18 protein-coding genes are annotated in these 17,379 nt (G+C 35.8%); 11 read left to right on the top strand and 7 right to left on the bottom strand.

What is annotated here, in order from left to right:
* The first annotated feature begins 11 nt into the window (after positions 1 to 11).
* The 6 genes from ilvB (at position 12) to P278_RS06795 (ending at position 7,786) form a co-directional block, all read left to right on the top strand.
* Positions 12 to 1,745, top strand: a complete 1,734-nt coding sequence (gene ilvB / locus P278_RS06820; RefSeq protein ID WP_038264180.1) for a biosynthetic-type acetolactate synthase large subunit — start codon at positions 12 to 14, stop codon at positions 1,743 to 1,745.
* 7 nt (positions 1,746 to 1,752) lie between these two features.
* Positions 1,753 to 2,286, top strand: coding sequence for an acetolactate synthase small subunit (gene ilvN / locus P278_RS06815; protein WP_038264178.1), 534 nt, complete (start codon positions 1,753 to 1,755; stop codon positions 2,284 to 2,286).
* An 11-nt stretch (positions 2,287 to 2,297) separates the two neighbouring features.
* Positions 2,298 to 3,773 (top strand): ketol-acid reductoisomerase, encoded by a 1,476-nt coding sequence (ilvC, locus tag P278_RS06810; protein WP_038264175.1) that lies wholly within the window; start codon positions 2,298 to 2,300, stop codon positions 3,771 to 3,773.
* Positions 3,774 to 3,825: 52 nt separating this feature from the next.
* Complete coding sequence (gene ilvA / locus P278_RS06805) at positions 3,826 to 5,088, top strand: threonine ammonia-lyase IlvA (protein ID WP_038264172.1); 1,263 nt, start codon at positions 3,826 to 3,828, stop codon at positions 5,086 to 5,088.
* A gap of 250 nt (positions 5,089 to 5,338) precedes the next feature.
* Entirely contained in the window at positions 5,339 to 6,940 is a 1,602-nt protein-coding gene (locus tag P278_RS06800) for an NADP-dependent glyceraldehyde-3-phosphate dehydrogenase (protein WP_038264169.1), read from the top strand.
* A 9-nt stretch (positions 6,941 to 6,949) separates the two neighbouring features.
* A complete protein-coding gene (locus tag P278_RS06795) occupies positions 6,950 to 7,786 on the top strand; it encodes a sulfurtransferase (RefSeq protein ID WP_038264166.1) in 837 nt (278 codons plus the stop codon).
* A gap of 55 nt (positions 7,787 to 7,841) precedes the next feature.
* On the opposite strand, the gene P278_RS06790 is transcribed toward P278_RS06795, so the two are convergent.
* The 3 genes from P278_RS06790 to P278_RS06780 form a co-directional block, all read right to left on the bottom strand.
* The gene (locus P278_RS06790) at positions 7,842 to 8,378 is read right to left on the bottom strand and encodes a hypothetical protein (RefSeq protein ID WP_051413444.1); all 537 of its coding nucleotides are present in this window, start codon (positions 8,376 to 8,378) and stop codon (positions 7,842 to 7,844) included.
* Complete coding sequence (locus tag P278_RS06785; protein WP_152973902.1) at positions 8,351 to 8,596, bottom strand: hypothetical protein; 246 nt, start codon at positions 8,594 to 8,596, stop codon at positions 8,351 to 8,353. Before P278_RS06785 ends, P278_RS06790 begins: the two co-directional genes overlap by 28 nt.
* A 258-nt stretch (positions 8,597 to 8,854) precedes the next feature.
* Complete coding sequence (locus P278_RS06780; RefSeq protein ID WP_038265363.1) at positions 8,855 to 10,243, bottom strand: trypsin-like peptidase domain-containing protein; 1,389 nt, start codon at positions 10,241 to 10,243, stop codon at positions 8,855 to 8,857.
* Positions 10,244 to 10,375: 132 nt separating this feature from the next.
* Between P278_RS06780 and dapF the strand changes: the two genes are divergently transcribed.
* The 4 genes from dapF (at position 10,376) to P278_RS06760 (ending at position 13,481) form a co-directional block, all read left to right on the top strand.
* Positions 10,376 to 11,152, top strand: coding sequence for a diaminopimelate epimerase (dapF, locus tag P278_RS06775; RefSeq protein WP_038264162.1), 777 nt, complete (start codon positions 10,376 to 10,378; stop codon positions 11,150 to 11,152).
* Entirely contained in the window at positions 11,146 to 11,670 is a 525-nt protein-coding gene (locus P278_RS06770) for a GNAT family N-acetyltransferase (RefSeq protein WP_038264160.1), read from the top strand. The genes dapF and P278_RS06770 overlap by 7 nt, the downstream gene beginning before the upstream one ends.
* Before the next feature lie 2 nt (positions 11,671 to 11,672).
* A complete protein-coding gene (mltG, locus tag P278_RS06765; RefSeq protein WP_038264156.1) occupies positions 11,673 to 12,716 on the top strand; it encodes an endolytic transglycosylase MltG in 1,044 nt (347 codons plus the stop codon).
* A 114-nt stretch (positions 12,717 to 12,830) separates the two neighbouring features.
* Positions 12,831 to 13,481, top strand: a complete 651-nt coding sequence (locus P278_RS06760; protein WP_394331291.1) for a lysozyme family protein — start codon at positions 12,831 to 12,833, stop codon at positions 13,479 to 13,481.
* Between the two features lie 46 nt (positions 13,482 to 13,527).
* On the opposite strand, the gene P278_RS06755 is transcribed toward P278_RS06760, so the two are convergent.
* The 3 genes from P278_RS06755 to dnaA are packed head-to-tail and all read right to left on the bottom strand — an operon-like array spanning position 13,528 to position 16,168.
* Entirely contained in the window at positions 13,528 to 14,244 is a 717-nt protein-coding gene (locus P278_RS06755; RefSeq protein WP_038264150.1) for an SAM-dependent methyltransferase, read from the bottom strand.
* A 42-nt stretch (positions 14,245 to 14,286) separates the two neighbouring features.
* Positions 14,287 to 14,739, bottom strand: a complete 453-nt coding sequence (locus tag P278_RS06750; protein WP_038264147.1) for a low molecular weight protein-tyrosine-phosphatase — start codon at positions 14,737 to 14,739, stop codon at positions 14,287 to 14,289.
* 1 nt (position 14,740) lies between these two features.
* Entirely contained in the window at positions 14,741 to 16,168 is a 1,428-nt protein-coding gene (gene dnaA / locus P278_RS06745) for a chromosomal replication initiator protein DnaA (protein WP_038264144.1), read from the bottom strand.
* A gap of 198 nt (positions 16,169 to 16,366) precedes the next feature.
* Here dnaA and P278_RS06740 point away from each other — a divergent pair, with 198 nt between their 5' ends.
* The gene (locus P278_RS06740) at positions 16,367 to 16,762 is read left to right on the top strand and encodes an acyl-CoA thioesterase (protein ID WP_139226609.1); all 396 of its coding nucleotides are present in this window, start codon (positions 16,367 to 16,369) and stop codon (positions 16,760 to 16,762) included.
* Here the strand turns inward: P278_RS06740 and P278_RS06735 are convergent.
* Positions 16,757 to 17,362, bottom strand: coding sequence for an IMPACT family protein (locus tag P278_RS06735; protein ID WP_038264140.1), 606 nt, complete (start codon positions 17,360 to 17,362; stop codon positions 16,757 to 16,759). The two genes, P278_RS06740 and P278_RS06735, sit on opposite strands and share 6 nt — an antisense overlap.
* Positions 17,363 to 17,379 lie beyond the last annotated feature (17 nt).

The raw sequence follows: 17,379 nt of genomic DNA, 5'->3' as shown, positions 1-17,379 counted from the left end.
ACTGGAGTATTATGGAAACAAAAACATTAACCAAAAAACAGGAAAAAAAGCAAACTACCATGAGGATAAGTGGTGCCGAAGCCGTTATACATTGTTTGTTGGCGGAAGGAGTAGACTTGGTTTATGGGTACCCGGGTGGTGCTATAATGCCAATTTATGATGAGTTGTACAAGTTTCAGGACAAACTTCATCATGTTTTAACACGTCATGAACAAGGAGCAACCCATGCTGCTCAAGGCTATGCTCGCGTTTCTGGAAAAGTAGGAGTTGCTATGGCAACCTCTGGACCAGGAGCCACTAATTTAGTTACTGGTATAGCGGATGCTCAAATCGATTCTACCCCAATGGTATGTATCACAGGGCAGGTGGCAAGCCACCTTTTGGGTTCTGATGCCTTTCAGGAAACGGATATTGTTGGTATTTCAACGCCCGTGACCAAATGGAATCATCAGATTACAAAAGCTTCTGAAATTCCTGAAGTGATAGCCAAAGCTTTTTATATAGCTCGTTCTGGAAGACCAGGACCAGTATTAATCGATATTACCAAAAATGCTCAATTTGAAGAGTTTGATTTTAGTTACGAAAAATGTACTGGAATCAGAAGCTATAATGCGAAACCTGAAATTGATAAATCAAGTGTACAGCAAGCAGCTGAATTAATCAATAGTGCCAAAAAACCTTTTATTGTTTGGGGACAGGGAATAATCCTCGGACAAGCGGAAGAAGAGTTAAAACAGCTTATTGAAAAAGCAGGAATACCGGCAGCCTCAACTATTCTTGGATTATCAGCGCTAGACTCGGATCATGAATTGAATACTGGAATGGTAGGTATGCATGGTAATTACGGACCGAATGTATTGACAAATGAGTGTGATGTGTTAATTGCTTTGGGAATGCGTTTTGACGATCGTGTTACCGGCGACCTGAATACTTATGCTAAACAAGCCAAAGTTGTACATTTTGAAATCGACCCGGCTGAGATCGATAAGAATGTTAAAACAGATGTGGCCGTTTTAGGTGATGTGAAAGAATCGCTTCAAGAATTAATGCCTTTAATTAATAGTAATAAGCATGAGGCTTGGCATGAAGAGTTTAAAAAGCGATATGCGGTTGAATTTGACAAGGTAATCAAGAACGATATTCATCCTGAAAAGGAAGGATTAACCATGGGGGAAGTAATTAACCAGGTTAATAGAGCTTCTAAACATGAAGCGGTTATTGTTACTGATGTAGGACAACATCAAATGATAACCTGCCGTTATGCTAAATTCAATAAAACTAAAAGTAATATAACTTCAGGTGGTTTAGGAACCATGGGATTTGCCCTTCCTGCAGCTATTGGTGCTAAAATGGGAGATCCGGATCGTGAAGTTGTCGCTGTAATAGGTGATGGTGGTTATCAAATGACTATACAGGAATTGGGAACTATATTCCAGACGGGAGCTGCAGTAAAAATAGTAGTGTTGAATAATGATTTCTTAGGAATGGTTCGTCAATGGCAACAGTTGTTTTTCGATAGGAGATATGCTTCCACAGAAATGGTTAACCCTGACTTTGTGAAAATCGCTGAGGGATATCATATAAAGGCTAAAAGAGTTTCTAAAAGAAAAGATCTTGAAGCTGCAGTTCAAGAAATGATGGCCTCAAAAGAAGCATACTTTTTAGAAGTTAAAGTTGAAAAAGAAGATAATGTATTCCCGATGATTCCAACAGGTTCGTCGGTGGCAGATATCAGATTAAGTTAAGATCGTCATGGAAGAAAAACAATCATATACCATCTCTATTTATTCTGAGAATAATATAGGATTATTAAATAGAATATCAGGCATATTCTTAAAGCGTCATATCAATATAGAAAGCCTGAATGTTTCAGGTTCGGAAATAGAAAACGTATCGCGCTTTGTAATAGTGGTTAATACCACTGAATCTTGGGCTAGACGTGTTGTTGGACAAATTGAAAAACAAATAGAAGTAATCAAGGCATATTATCATACCGATGATGAAACTATTTTTCAGGAAACAGCACTGTTTAAAATTAAGTCTGATTTGTTATTTGACCAACGTCAAATTCAAAATATAATTAAAGAGAGTCATTCGGAAATCGTAACAGTATCTCGCGATTTCTTTGTGATCGCTAAAACAGGAAGACGACCGGAAATAGAAGCGTTATATGACGAATTAAGACCTTATGGTATTATGCAGTTTACGCGCTCCGGTAGAATTTCAGTATCCAAAGAACGAATGGATATATCAACAATGTTAAAAGAATTTCAATTAATCAATTAATAACCATTAAAATGGCAAATTATTTTAATTCAATTTCACTAAGAGAAAAACTATTACAATTAGGAACTTGTGAATTTTTAGATAAATCAGAATTTAACGAAGGAATCAAGGCGCTGGAAGGTAAAAAAGTAGTAATCGTTGGTAGCGGAGCTCAAGGTTTAAATCAAGGGCTGAACATGCGTGACAGTGGTTTGGATATTTCGTATGCATTGCGTGAAAGTGCAATAGCAGAAAAGCGTCAGTCATATAAAAATGCAGTAGATAATAATTTTGCAGTAGGAACCTATGAAGAAATGATCCCTACAGCTGATTTGGTTTGTAACCTTACACCAGATAAACAACATACCAATGTTGTTGAAGCTATAATGCCATTAATGAAAGAAGGAGCTACCTTGGCCTACTCTCACGGGTTTAACATTGTCGAGGAGGGAATGCAAATCCGTAAAGACCTTACAGTAATCATGGTAGCTCCAAAATGTCCTGGATCAGAAGTACGTGAAGAATATAAGCGTGGATTCGGTGTTCCAACATTAATAGCTGTTCACCCTGAGAATGATCCTCAAGATAAAGGATTTGAGCAGGCTAAAGCTTATGCATACGCAACAGGTGGCCATAGAGCCGGTGTATTGCGCTCTTCATTCGTTGCTGAAGTAAAATCGGATTTGATGGGAGAACAAACCATTCTTTGTGGGATGTTACAAACCGGTTCTGTTCTTTGTTTCGACAAAATGGTTGAAAATGGAATCGAACCTGGTTATGCTGCCAAATTAATGCAATATGGTTGGGAAGTGGTAACGGAAGCTCTTAAGCATGGTGGAATTACCAACATGATGGACAGACTTTCAAACCCTGCAAAGATTGAAGCATTCAGATTAGCTGAAGAACTGAAAGAAATTATGGCTCCATTATTCCATAAGCATATGGAAGATATTATGAGTGGTCATTTTTCTAAAACCATGATGGAAGACTGGGCTAATGACGATGTAAATCTTTTAACCTGGAGAGAAGCAACTGGAGAAACTGCTTTTGAGAAAACAGCAGCAACCACAGCGGAAATATCAGAACAAGAGTTTTTTGATAATGGAATTTTGATGATTGCAATGGTTAAAGCAGGAGTAGAATTGGCTTTTGAAACAATGACTGAAACAGGAATTATTGAAGAGTCAGCTTATTATGAGTCATTACACGAGTTGCCTTTAATTGCCAACTTGGTAGCGCGTAAGAAGCTTTACGAAATGAACCGTATTATCTCTGATACTGCTGAATATGGTTGTTATTTATTCGATCATGCTTGTCGTCCGCTTTTAACTGATTTCATGAAAACAGTTGATACCAATGTGATCGGTAAACCATTCACTACATCAAATGCAGTTGACAATGTAGCTTTGATTGAGGTTAACGATGCGATCAGAAATCACCCAATCGAAGAGGTGGGAGCCTGGTTACGTCAATCAATGACAGATATGAAGAAAATAGTATCACTTTAATAATTTGCCGTCACAGGTACTAAGGTGCTTGTGACGGTTTACACCCCTTATAATGCAAGTAAAAACAACATACAGACCGAAGTTAGAAGATGTAAAGAAAGCAGCAGCTACTCTTGGAGGAGTTGCAACGGTTACTCCTTTAATGAAGAACCTTACCTATTCTAAGCAATTTAATAATACAGTATTGCTTAAAAGAGAAGATCTTCAGGTGGTACGTTCGTATAAAATTCGTGGCGCCTATAATAAAATGAGTTCTTTGACCGAAGATGAAAAACAAAAAGGGATTGTATGTGCCTCTGCAGGAAACCATGCCCAGGGGGTTGCTTATTCTTGTAAAGAATTAAAGATTAAAGGGACTATTTATATGCCAACACCTACGCCAAAACAAAAAATTGAACAGGTTAAAATGTTTGGCGAAGATTATATAGATATCATTATTGAGGGAGATACCTTTGATGACTCTTATAAAGCCTCTATGAAGGCATGTAAAGAGCAGGGGAAAATTTTTGTGCACCCATTTGATGATGAAAAAGTAATAGAAGGACAAGCAACGGTTGGACTTGAAGTTTTAAACCAAACGTCGCGAAATATAGATTATATTTTTGTGCCTGTAGGTGGTGGAGGGCTGGCGTCAGGTCTTTCTACAGTGTTTAAAATGCTTTCGCCAGAGACGAAGATAATAGGAGTAGAACCGGAAGGAGCACCCTCAATGTCTACCTCTATTAAAAATAATGAGAATACAGAATTAGAGAAGATTGAAAAGTTTGTCGATGGTGCAGCAGTTCAAAAAGTTGGTGATCTAACCTTTGAAATATGCAGGCAACAGCTCGATGATGTAATTACTGTACCTGAAGGTAAAGTGTGTCAAACCATACTGGATCTGTATAATAAAGATGCCATCGTAGTCGAACCAGCAGGAGCGCTGTCAATTGCTGCCTTAGATTATTTTAAAGATCAAATTCAAGGAAAAAATGTGGTTTGTTTGATTAGTGGAAGTAATAACGATATAACAAGAACTGCCGAAATAAAAGAACGTGCATTACTTTACGCGAATCTTAAACATTATTTTATTGTTCGATTTCCACAGAGAGCAGGGGCTTTAAAAGAATTTGTTGCTGAAATATTAGGTCCAAATGACGATATTACTCATTTTGAATATTCAAAGAAGCATGCTAAAGAGAATGGCCCTGCTGTTGTCGGTATTGAATTAAAGGATGAGAAAGATCTCGAACCGCTTATTCAGCGAATGAAAGCTCATAACTTTTATGGAGACTATATCAATAATAAACCTGACTTGTTTCAATTTTTAGTATAAAATAACCTTTAAGTTAAATTAAAGTAGGTGATTTAATTTTAAAAATTATAATAATTAAATTTGATCACGATCTTAAACATAAATAAGACCTTACTTATTCAATTTAAGTGAGGTTTTCATTTTTATAAGAGCTTCTCTTTAGCAATACTAAGACTTTATAACACTTTTTAATCCTGTAATAAAGTAAGTATACCAAGATTTAAGAAGACCCATAACGTGTGTCTAAACTATACAAACTAAATGACAATTTATGAAAACACAAACAACCGAAATACCTGAAGAATTTCAGATTAAAAAACTGCTTAACCAAGATACTTACTTGGTTAATGGACAACTTAAGAAATGGGAAGGTGAATCAACACCCGTTTACTCAAGTATTCACACCATTAATAAAGAAGGGATTTATGCACCTACATTATTAGGGTCAATACCATATATGTCAGAACCTGAAGCCGATGAAGCTTTGGAGGCTGCGTGTAATGCATTTGACAAGGGAAAAGGACTTTGGCCGACTATGAAGGTTGCAGACAGGATAGAATGCATGGAGCGTTTTGTCAAGCAAATGGAGAAACAACGGGATGTTGTGGTGAAATACCTTATGTGGGAAATTGGTAAGAACCTGCCTGATTCGCAAAAAGAATTTGATCGTACCGTTGAATATATTTATGACACCATTGAAGAATATAAGCAATTAGATAGAGATTGTGCTAAATTTCAAAAGCGTGATGGAGTATATGCTCATATTCGCAGGGGACCACTGGGTGTTGTTTTATGTTTAGGACCATACAACTATCCACTTAATGAAACGTTTGCATTGTTGATACCCGCCATCATAATGGGTAATTCAACAATATTTAAACCTGCTAAACATGGTGTATTATTGATTACACCACTTCTTGAAGCCTTTAAAAACAGCTTTCCTAAAGGTGTGGTTAATATTGTATTTGGTCGAGGCCGGGAAGTAGCAGCTCCGATAATGCAATCGGGAAGAATTGATGTTTTAGCGTTAATTGGGAATAGTAAGTCTGCTGTGGCACTTCAAGATCAACACCCGTTTAAAAACCGTTTGCGTTTAGTACTTGGTTTGGAAGCTAAAAATCCGGCAATCGTTCTTTCAGATGCTGATTTAGACCTTACCATTGATGAATGTATAGCAGGAACTCTTTCATTTAATGGACAGCGTTGTACAGCCTTAAAATTGGTTTATGTTCAGGAGGATATTGTAGCGGAGTTTAATAAACGCTTTTCAGAAAGAGTTGATGCATTAAAATTCGGAAATCCATGGGAAGATGGAGTTAAACTAACACCGCTTCCAGAGCCTGGAAAACCTGAGTATATCCAGGAACTAATAGATGATGCCATAGAAAAAGGAGCTAAAATATTAAATGAAAAAGGAGGGGAGACCACCGAAAATTACATTTTTCCGGCAGTACTTTATCCGGTAACCAAAGATATGCGTGTATATAAAGAAGAGCAATTCGGACCGGTTATTCCTGTAATTCCGTTTAAGAAAATCGAAGAGCCAATAGATGATATAGCCAGCTCTAATTATGGACAACAAGTGAGTCTTTTTGGAAAGGATATCAGAACCATCGCCCCATTAATTGATAATTTGGTGAATTTGGTTTGTAGAGTTAATCTGAATAGTTCGTGTCAACGAGGACCTGATGTATATCCGTTTACCGGTAGAAAAGATTCGGCAGTAAGCACACTCAGTGTTCATGATGCATTACGTTCCTTCTCTATAAGAACATTCGTGGCATCTAAGGATACGGTTTATAATAATAGAATTCTTGAAGACTTACTTGGGAGTAAAGCTTCAAATTTTGTGAGCACAGATTATATTTTGTAATATTGATCTATGCAAACCACAATTGTATCAGCAAATTGGCTTTATGATCACATGCAGGATCCAGACCTTGTGATCCTCGATGCTAGTCAAAGTGATAATGTTTCAGGACTTACTCCTCAATTCGAAGGGAAGTATATTCCAAATGCAAGGTTTTTTGACCTTAAGAAAGTATTTAGTGATCAGGAGAGCCATTTGCCGAATACAATACCCTCAGTACAGGCCTTTGAAGAAGGGGTGCGTAATTTGGGTGTTTCTAATCATAGCAAAATTGTGGTTTATGATAATTTGGGGGTCTATTTTAGTCCCAGAGTCCGATTTTTGTTTAAAGTTATGGGACATCATAATGTGGCTGTTTTAGATGGCGGTTTATCTGCCTGGATCGCCGCAGGGTATGAAACAACGCTACAGCTGGATTCCGAAGCTTTTGAAGAAGGTGAATTCAAAGCCACTTTCCTTAAAGAACTGGTGGTGAGTGCAAAGGATGTTTTTCATAATATAAATAGCCAACAAGACCTCGTAATCGATGTTAGGTCCTCTAAAAGGTTTGAAGGTTCAATTCCTGAGCCAAGACAAGGAATAAGAAGTGGTCACATACCTAAATCCTTAAATCTGCCTTTTAAAGAAGTTTTGCATGAGGGAAGATATAAGTTGCCTGAAGATATTCAAAAAGCTTTTAAACAAGCTGGAATTGTATCAGATCAGCCATATGTTTTTACCTGTGGCTCTGGATTAACCGCATGTATTGTAATGTTGGCAAGTGAAATAGCCAATAAGAATCGTGTTAAAGTCTATGATGGCTCATGGACAGAATGGGGTCAATCGGAGTATCCCATTGAAAAAGACTAAAGGATTTGAATTTTAAAATACATAAATATTAAGTTTTGTAATACGATTAAACGGCTTATTTTTCTATTATTTCTATAAGTTCAACAATTTCGGTTAGTTCTTCATCTTCATACTTTTCTTCTTTAATCAATCCAATGCCTGGAGCATAATATTTTAACTCATACTCATCGGGTTCCAGAAGGGTGAAGTCTTTAGTAACTATACAGTTTTCATAGGTGCCAATTTCAATAGTCACCGTTTCACCAATTGCAATTACTTCAGCTTGGTCTTCAGCTTCATCTTCATACCATTCTTGATAATATTTTTGACCTACAATGGGGTTCGCGGGTAGCCAATATCCCGCTAATGCATCATCAACACCAGACTCCCAGGATCCTTCATTATCTTCAAAATTACCTTCATCATCATAGTTAGAGGCTATCTCACCGAAATACCATAAATTACCATCATCGTCCTGAGCAAGCCAATCATCAGTATCTTCTATTAAGATATCATCAACATAAACTCGATCGTTTTGAATAATGCAAATAACTCCCATAACTTCCCTTGTAGAGGTTCTTCTTTCTAGTATAATTTCTTCTTCAGGTTCCATCCCGACTTCTCCACCTTCATAAATATAAATTTCGTTTGGAGGGGGCCATAGAGGTTATTTGTTATACTGGTTGAATTGGAAAATGTAGCATTATTAACATCTGGAAGGTTATCAGGTAACTGTGAGGTCATATTACCATTGTCATCATCATCATTGTCGCATCCATAGATCATGAAAGCACAAATAAAACAAAAGAGTGCATAAATAAAAGTTTTCATTTTTTTAGATTTTATTGGTTAGTATTATTAACGAATAAGTAATTCAGTAATGAAAAGTGTAAAGGCCAGAAAACTTAATTATATGGGACAGAATAAAATCGAAATACGGGTAGTTTTAATGAATATATGATAGTTTTTATGAGCCATTGGAAATATATGTAAAGATACTAAAATTAAGAACCAATTGAAAAGAGAATCTCAAAAGAAAACAGGCCTCCAATTGGAGACCTGTCTAAATTTTAATATGATCTAATGGTTCTACATTCTAAAAATTAAGCGTTCTTTTTCTCCTTCCTGATTTAAAAGAACAATGCTCAAAGCATTATAATTATTGGCTCCTTCAATTGCGTTTTTAACGTCGTCTATATCTTCGATGGTATCATCATTAATTTGAATGATTAGCTTTCCTTCAAAACCATAATTTTCCATTCCTTTAACAACTTCAGTTACCTTAACTCCAGAGCCTTTGAATCTTTTTTTATCCTTGCTGGACATATTTTTAACCACTATACCTAATGGCCTCACTACATAAGTCTGATTTTTAAGTAGTGTTACTGGATACGTATTCTCCCTGCCATCTCTTAAAACGGTAACATTTACAACATCTTGAGGTCGTTTAGATTTTAAGAAACCGGTGAGCTGAGAAAATGAGTTGATATTCTGATTGTCTATTTTTTTAATAATATCACCTTCTTTCAACCCTGCCTGATCTGCTCCGGAATCTTCCACAATTTTAGCGATGTAAAATCCAGCTGTTTCATCAATGCCTAATTCTTCAGCATTTTTTGAGTTCAGTTCAGACCCTCTTACACCTAAAATACCTTCTTGAACATTTCCATATTCCAATAAATCATCAACAACTTTTTTTGCAATATTACTTGGAACTGCAAAGGAATATCCAATATATGAACCGGTTTGAGAGGTGATGGCAGTATTTATTCCAATTAAATCACCATTCGTATTTACCAATGCTCCTCCACTATTTCCAGGATTAACAGCCGCATCGGTTTGAATAAACGACTGTCCTTTTCCTAAATCCCTGGCTTTGGCACTAATAATTCCTGCTGTAACTGTGGATGTCAAATTAAAAGGGTTTCCAACAGCTAACACCCATTCTCCAATTTTAGTATTGTCCGAGTTCCCAAAGGCAAGATAGGGTAATTCATCATCAGCTTTAATCTTTATGAGGGCTATATCAGAAGATGGATCAGTACCAACTAATTCGGCTACGTAAGTTTTATTATTATTTAAAGTTACTTGAAGTTTGGTAGCATTGTCTATAACATGATTGTTGGTTACAATATATCCGTCTGGTGAAATAATTACCCCGGAACCGGTGCCTACCCTGGTTTGTTCTCTACCTCCATAACCGAAATAAAAATCAAATAGATTAGTAGGGCCTTCCTGGACTGAGACATTACTAACGTGTACTACAGAGTGAACAGTTTTGTCTGCGGCCTCTGTAAAATCAACATCAGCAATTGGGTTTGGAGGAGTAGCTCCATTATAATTAGTGGTAACAAATTTAGGTTCTCCTGCTTTTGTGTCTACAACTATGTTTTCTTTTTCAACAAAAGCTTTGTAAGCGCCAAGAGTGATGACACCACCTAAAACGGATACAAATAATAAGCTTGCAAATCGTTTCATATTTTTATTCTTTGTATTAATTAACATTTAAAATTACTTCATTATTTTTCCCAGATCTTAACTTTAACGGCAGTTTAACAATGGAAAAAAGCAACACAATATTGTATATTTGCCGTTCAACTATATATTGAAATGACTTTACAATTTTTTAAATATCAAGGAACAGGAAATGATTTCGTAATGATCGATAATCGTTCATTAGATTTTCCCAAAAATGATACCAAACTTATAAATCATCTTTGCGATCGAAGGTTTGGGATAGGTGCAGATGGCTTAATTTTACTTGAGAATGACGAAAAGACAGACTTTAAAATGGTCTATTTTAATGCCGATGGTAATGAAAGTAGCATGTGTGGTAATGGCGGACGGTGTTTGGTGGCTTTTGCTAAATATCTGGGAGTAATTGAAAACACTGCGAGCTTTAATGCTGTAGATGGACTGCATCATGCAAGCATAGATGATGATACCGTTAGGTTGCAAATGATCGATGTTCTGAAGGTTGAACAGTTTGATAATTATGTCTTTCTGGATACGGGGTCTCCTCATCATGTTCAAATGGTAAGTGGCCTTGAAAAATTTGATGTTAAAACAGAAGGTGCTAAGCTTCGATATGGGAAATATGGAGAAAAAGGGAGTAATATTAATTTTGTTCAGAAAACAGCTCCTGACATTTTTTCAGTTAGAACCTATGAGAGAGGTGTTGAAGATGAAACTTTTTCATGTGGAACAGGTGTAACAGCAGTTGGAATAGCCATGTTTGTAACCAAACAAACTGAGGCAACAGAGGTAACCCTAAATACACCTGGAGGCAAGTTAAAGGTGTCATTTGAACAAAATGGAGATGTTTTTGAAAATGTATTTCTTCAGGGACCGGCTAAACAAGTATTTAAAGGGGTTGTGGAGTGGTGATGTTGAAAGGGAATAAGGTTTTTCTAAGGGCTTTAGAGCCATCAGATATAGATTTCTTATACAAATTGGAGAACGATACGACCGTGTGGGAGGTTAGTGAGACATTAAGTCCATATTCGAAATTTGTACTAGAGGAATATCTTGCCAATGCACATAGAGATATCTATGAGGTTAAACAATTGCGATTGGCCATAAATACCCTAAAGAAGGAACTCATTGGTTTTATAGATCTATTTGATTTCGACCCCAAGAATAAAAGGGCTGGAATAGGTATAATTATTCTGAATGAAGCAAATAGAGGCAAAGGGCTGGGCGAGGAAGCATTAAGGTTGTTAATAACCTATGGATTTGAACATCTTGGTCTTCATCAGGTATATTGTAATATTGCAGAAAGTAATAAACCAAGTATAAGTTTGTTTAAAAAATTGGGTTTTGAAGAAATTGGGGTCAAGAAAGACTGGAAATGGACTTCCAGAGGATATTTAAATGAAATTTTATATCAAAAAATTAAAAAATAAGTATGTATATAAGAAAGATTTTGGTGGTAATGGCTCTTGTGGGTGTTATTGTTGGAGGTGCAATCGTCTATAATATTTATAGTGCTATTTTTTCACCAAACACACAATTTAATAATGAGGTGGCATATGTGTATATTCCAACCAATGCGAGCTTTAAAGATGTGAAAGAACAGTTAAAGCCATTGTTAAAGAGCGTTAATTCTTTTGAAGACGTAGCTGATAAAAAGGGCTACATTAATAACATTAAGGCCGGGAAATATGGTATTGAGAAAGGAATGAACAATAATGATATTATTAATACGCTAAGAAGTAATAATATCCCTATTAATGTGACTTTTAATAACCAGGAGACCCTTGAAAAGCTTGCCGGAAGAATAGCTTCGCAAATAGAGGCTGATAGTCTCTCATTGGTTAATGCTTTAACCGACAAAGATTTTTTGACTACCAACAATCTATCAGATGATACAGCACTTGTTCCTTACATTCCAAATAGTTATGAATTTTTTTGGAATACCTCTGCAGATGAGTTCAGAGACCGCATGCTAAAGGAATATGAACGGTTTTGGAATGATGATAGATCGAATAAGGCGGCAAAATTGAATCTTTCAAAAGAGGAAGTAATTTCCTTGGCTGCTATTGTTCAAAAGGAAACGGCGAAAGTAGATGAACGTCCAAGAGTGGCAGGAGTGTATTTAAATAGAATTAGAAGAAGTATGCCATTACAAGCCGACCCTACAGTGATATATGCTATTAAAAAGCATCAAAATAACTTTGATACCGTTATAAAAAGAGTGTTATATAAGGACTTGGAATTGGATTCTCCGTACAATACATATAAATATGCAGGAATTCCCCCTGGCCCCATCACAATGCCGGATATTTCTTCCATCGATGCAGTGCTAAATTCAGAGCAACATAATTACCTTTATTTTGTGGCTGATACTAAGAACTTTGGGTACCATAAATTCGCTAAAACTTTAGCTCAACACAACGTCAATAAACAGCAATATGTTCGTTGGTTAAATAGCCAAAAAATTAACCGTTAACGAGTTTTAAGGAAACTTTAACGATCTGGTTTTCAGATTTCTAAAAAAGTTGTACATTTGCGCCCTAAATTTTTGAGCATTTTAGGCACCTGATTTTGGCCCTAAAAGTGAGTCTTGAAGAAATATAAATTTATGAGAAAAGGCGCGATTATTTTACATGGATTAGTTGCCGTTTTTGTATTAATAAGTTTAGGCTTTACTTACACAAAAAAAGTTGTAGAGGTGGATGAGGATTATGTGGTTGATGAGCCTATTAATTATACGGTATCTGCCGAAGAGGAGGATTTAGCAGAAGAAGTTAAACCACCTTTTTTAGGAAAATCTTTTAATGGTTTCAAGGAAGCTTTAGCTTTTAAAGAATCGAGAGGAGATTATTTTGTTGTGAATCAATTCGGATATTTGGGTAAATATCAGTTTGGTAGGTCAACATTGAAATTGATTGGTATTAAAGACACTAATGAGTTTTTAAACGATACTGAATTACAAGAAAGAGCATTTATTGCAAATTTAGAGCGTAATAAATGGGTGTTAAGGAATTACATTAAGCGCTATAAAGGACGCGTATATAATGGAATTAAAATTACCGAATCTGGTATGTTAGCTGCAGCTCACTTGGCTGGGCCAGGGGCAGTCAAAGATTACCTACGCTCAGGAGGATTGATAAAGTTCGAAGACGGAAATGGCGTTCCTGTTACGTATTATATGAGAAAATTTGCAGGTTATGATACCTCTTATATAGTACCAAACAAGAAAGCTAGAATTTAGATTTTAATTAGCTAGTTAAAAAAGCCTCGTAACCAGCGGGGCTTTTTTATGCTTGAAAAATAAAAATGCAAGGCCTTTTGTGCAGGTCAATGTTGGTGTTTTTCCAGTTGCCTACTGATTGTGTCTTTATTTCTTCAGATGGAAGAGTAATGTCGCATGCTACACATAGTTTGGTGTTGGAGTTTAAGGTGGCGACAAAATCTTTTAATAATTTATCGTTTCGATAAGGTGTTTCTATAAATATTTGAGCCTGATTCAATTCTTTTGAACGTCGTTCAAGCTTTTTAATTTCGGACTTTTTTTCGCCTTTGTCGATGGGTAAATAACCATTGAAGGCAAAGCTTTGGCCATTCATACCACTTGCCATTAAGGCCATTAATATGGAGGAGGGGCCAACTAAAGGAACAACTTTTATGTTTTTTTGATGAGCAATGTTGACAATTTCTGCACCAGGATCAGCAACCCCTGGACACCCAGCTTCTGAAATGATACCCACGTCTTTTCCTTCTAAACAAGGATTTAAGAAGGAGGGTAATTCAGTGTCGTCTGTATACTTGTTAAGTAATTGAATGTTTAAGCTCGGTTGAGATTTTTTTGGTGCTATTTTTTTGATAAATGCCCGGGCAGTCTTTTCATTTTCGACAATGTAATAATTTACCGCCTCAACTGTACGTTTTATTGATAAAGGCAGTACTTCTAGCGGACCAATTTCTCCTAGCGTTGTGGGAATTAAAAAAACTTTTCCTTGTGGTGATTTACCCAAAATATATAGAATTTCAATTTAAAGTAAAGATAATATAAATTATTACAGTTTCTCGAGTAGGATATCACATGCCTTATTAAGCATGTTGAATACATTTTCGAAACCTTGATCACCACCATAATAAGGATCTGGAACCTCTAGGTTTTTTTTCGGATGAGATAAGTTTAAAATATAGTCTACCTTCATACGATCATCCTTATTCCTGGCAAGTCTTAAAACATTTTGGTAGTTGCTCTGATCCATTACAAAAATGAAATCGAAATTATCAAAATCAGTCACCTGAAATTGCCTGCATTTTTGATTGGTAATATCGATCAGATGTTTTTGGGCAATTGCAATTGATCTTGGATCGGGCTGTTCACCCACATGATATCCGGCTGTTCCTGCTGAATCCACATATACTAAACTTGGATCTACTTTGTCTTTGAGTATTCCCTCCGCTAATGGCGATCTACAGATATTGCCTAGACAGACCATTAGAACTTTCTTCTGCATTTTATTGTGCAAATTTTTTGGTGAGGTCTTCGATGTATTTTTTGAATTGTTTGTCAGTTTCCCCGAGATTGTCTACAGTTTTACAGGCATGTAATACAGTTGCGTGATCTCTTTTTCCGATTTGTGAACCTATGCTGGCAAGGGAAGCCTTCGTATACTTTTTAGCAAAAAACATGGCTAATTGACGCGCCTGAACGATATGACGTTTACGAGTTTTAGATTGTAAAGTCTCAACATCCATTTGGAAGTAATCAGAAATAACCTTTTGAATGTAATCTATGGAAACTTCTCTTTTTGTGTTTTTAACAAACTTCTCAACTATTTGTTTAGCAAGATCAAGAGTTACCTCCTTTTTGTTAAAAGATGATTGTGCAATGAGAGAAATTACTGCTCCTTCTAATTCTCGTACATTTGTTTTGATGTTTTGAGCCACATATTCAATGATTTCTTCAGGCATTTCAACACCATCTCGATAAAGCTTATTGTTTAAAATGGAAATTCTTGTTTCGTAATCTGGATTTTGTAATTCAGCCGATAACCCCCATTTAAATCTTGATAATAGACGCTGTTCAATATCTTGCATATCAACAGGGGCTTTATCTGAGGTTAATATTACTTGTTTACCATTCTGGTGCAAATGATTAAATATGTGAAAGAATACATCTTGGGTACCTGATTTTCCAGAGAAAAACTGAACATCATCAATAATTAACACATCAATTAATTGATAGAAATGAATAAAATCATTCCGGGTGTTCTTTTTTACAGACTCAATGTATTGTTGAGTAAATTTTTCTGCTGAAATATATAAAACAGTTTTGTCGGGATGTTTATCTTTAATTTCAACTCCGATGGCATGTGCTAAATGGGTCTTACCTAGTCCAACACCACCAAAAATCAGTAACGGGTTGAAAGATGTACCTCCTGGCTTGTTAGCGACCGCCATTCCCGCAGATCTTGCAAGTCTGTTGGAATCACCTTCTAAAAAATTGTCAAAATTATAGTTAGGATTGAGTTGTGATTCTATTTTGATATTTCTAATTCCGGGAATTATAAATGGATTTTTTAATTCCGGACTTTTCTTCTTTACAGGCACATCTAATTCTTGCGGCTGCAAATTAGCTCTGTTTGAACTTGGTATTTTTTCAGTGAAAGGTTGTTTGTTGCCATAAGTGTTTTCCATCTTAATAATGTAAATCAATTTGGCATTTTCCCCTAATTCTCTTCTTAAGGCAACTTTCAGAAGTTTAACGTAGTGTTCTTCTAACCATTCGTAGAAAAATTTACTTGGTACCTGAATACTCAATGCATTATCCGTTAGCTTAATCGATTTTATGGGTTCAAACCAGGTTTTGTATGCTTGGGGTTGAATATTGTCCTTTATAAAATCTAGACAGTTGTCCCATACCGATTCCGCAGTTAGATTCATTTGTTAAGTAATATTTTAATTGTTAGCAGGTTAGATTAAAATCTCTAAAGAAGGTTTTTCACCTCTCTTTATGTGAACAAATATGTGAACAAAAAATTGAAAAAAAAAATGGAATAGGGGTTGAATATATCGTTTTTTTTTCGCATTCTTATTAACTTAATTTTACATTTTGTTAACATACAAAAAATAATTCAAAATTTGAACAATAATCATCAAATTAACATTCGGGTTCGTTATGCGGAAACTGATCAAATGGGAGTCGTTTATCACGGGAATTATGCGCAGTATCTGGAGTTAGGACGTGTTGAGTGGTTAAGAAATTTAGGTGTATCTTACAGGTCAATGGAGGAAAGTGGTATAATGCTGCCAGTTATTAGTTTACAAATGTCTTATAAAAAGTCAGCCAAATATGACGATCTTTTAACAATAAAAACCCGACTGAAAAAAACGCCATCGGTTAAGATTGAATTCGATTATGAAATATGGAATGAGAAGGAAGAATTGTTACTGGAAGGAAATACCGTTTTAGCCTTTATAAATATGGAAACAAATCGTCCAACAAGATGTCCTGATTATATTTTGGAGCAGTTATAGTTCTTTAAGGGTAACCCCATAAAGCTTATCAAAAATTTGTTTGATTTTTCCAGCTTCTTTTTTTCGAACAGAGATTTTTATGAAGCAATCTAATTCCATTTTTTGATCTATGATGTTAAGATTTTTTTCTTTTACAATTCGCATCACTTTATTCATGTTCTTGTATTCAAAATAAAGTCCAAATTCACTGTCGATCGTTTTTTCAACAATATCTGCTCCCTCCAAGGCGTATTGTGCGGTAGTCTTATATGCTGTAATTAACCCGCCGACACCTAGCTTAACTCCTCCAAAGTATCTGACAACGATTATTAGAATATTGGTGAGTTCGAATGATTGAATTTGTCCATAAATGGGCATTCCTGCAGAATTATTTGGTTCACCATCATCGTTTGCTCGAAAAGATATGTTTTGGTCTGTACCTAGTTGCCATGCGTAGCACCAGTGGCGGGCACTATGATGTTGTTTTTTTAAAGATTCTAAAATGGGTTTTACCTCATCTTCGTTATTAATAGGGAAGGCATAACCGAAGAATTTACTATTTTTTTCTTTGTAAAGAGTTTCTGTTGAAGGTGTTGTGATGGTTTTGTAGGTGTCTTTCAAGATATACTTTTTTGTAA

The sequence above is a fragment of the Zhouia amylolytica AD3 genome, assembly GCF_000511935.2.
GTDB lineage: Bacteria > Bacteroidota > Bacteroidia > Flavobacteriales > Flavobacteriaceae > Zhouia > Zhouia amylolytica.
The sequence above is the reverse complement of the archived record's forward strand: the minus strand, read 5'-3'. Positions and strand labels throughout refer to the sequence as shown.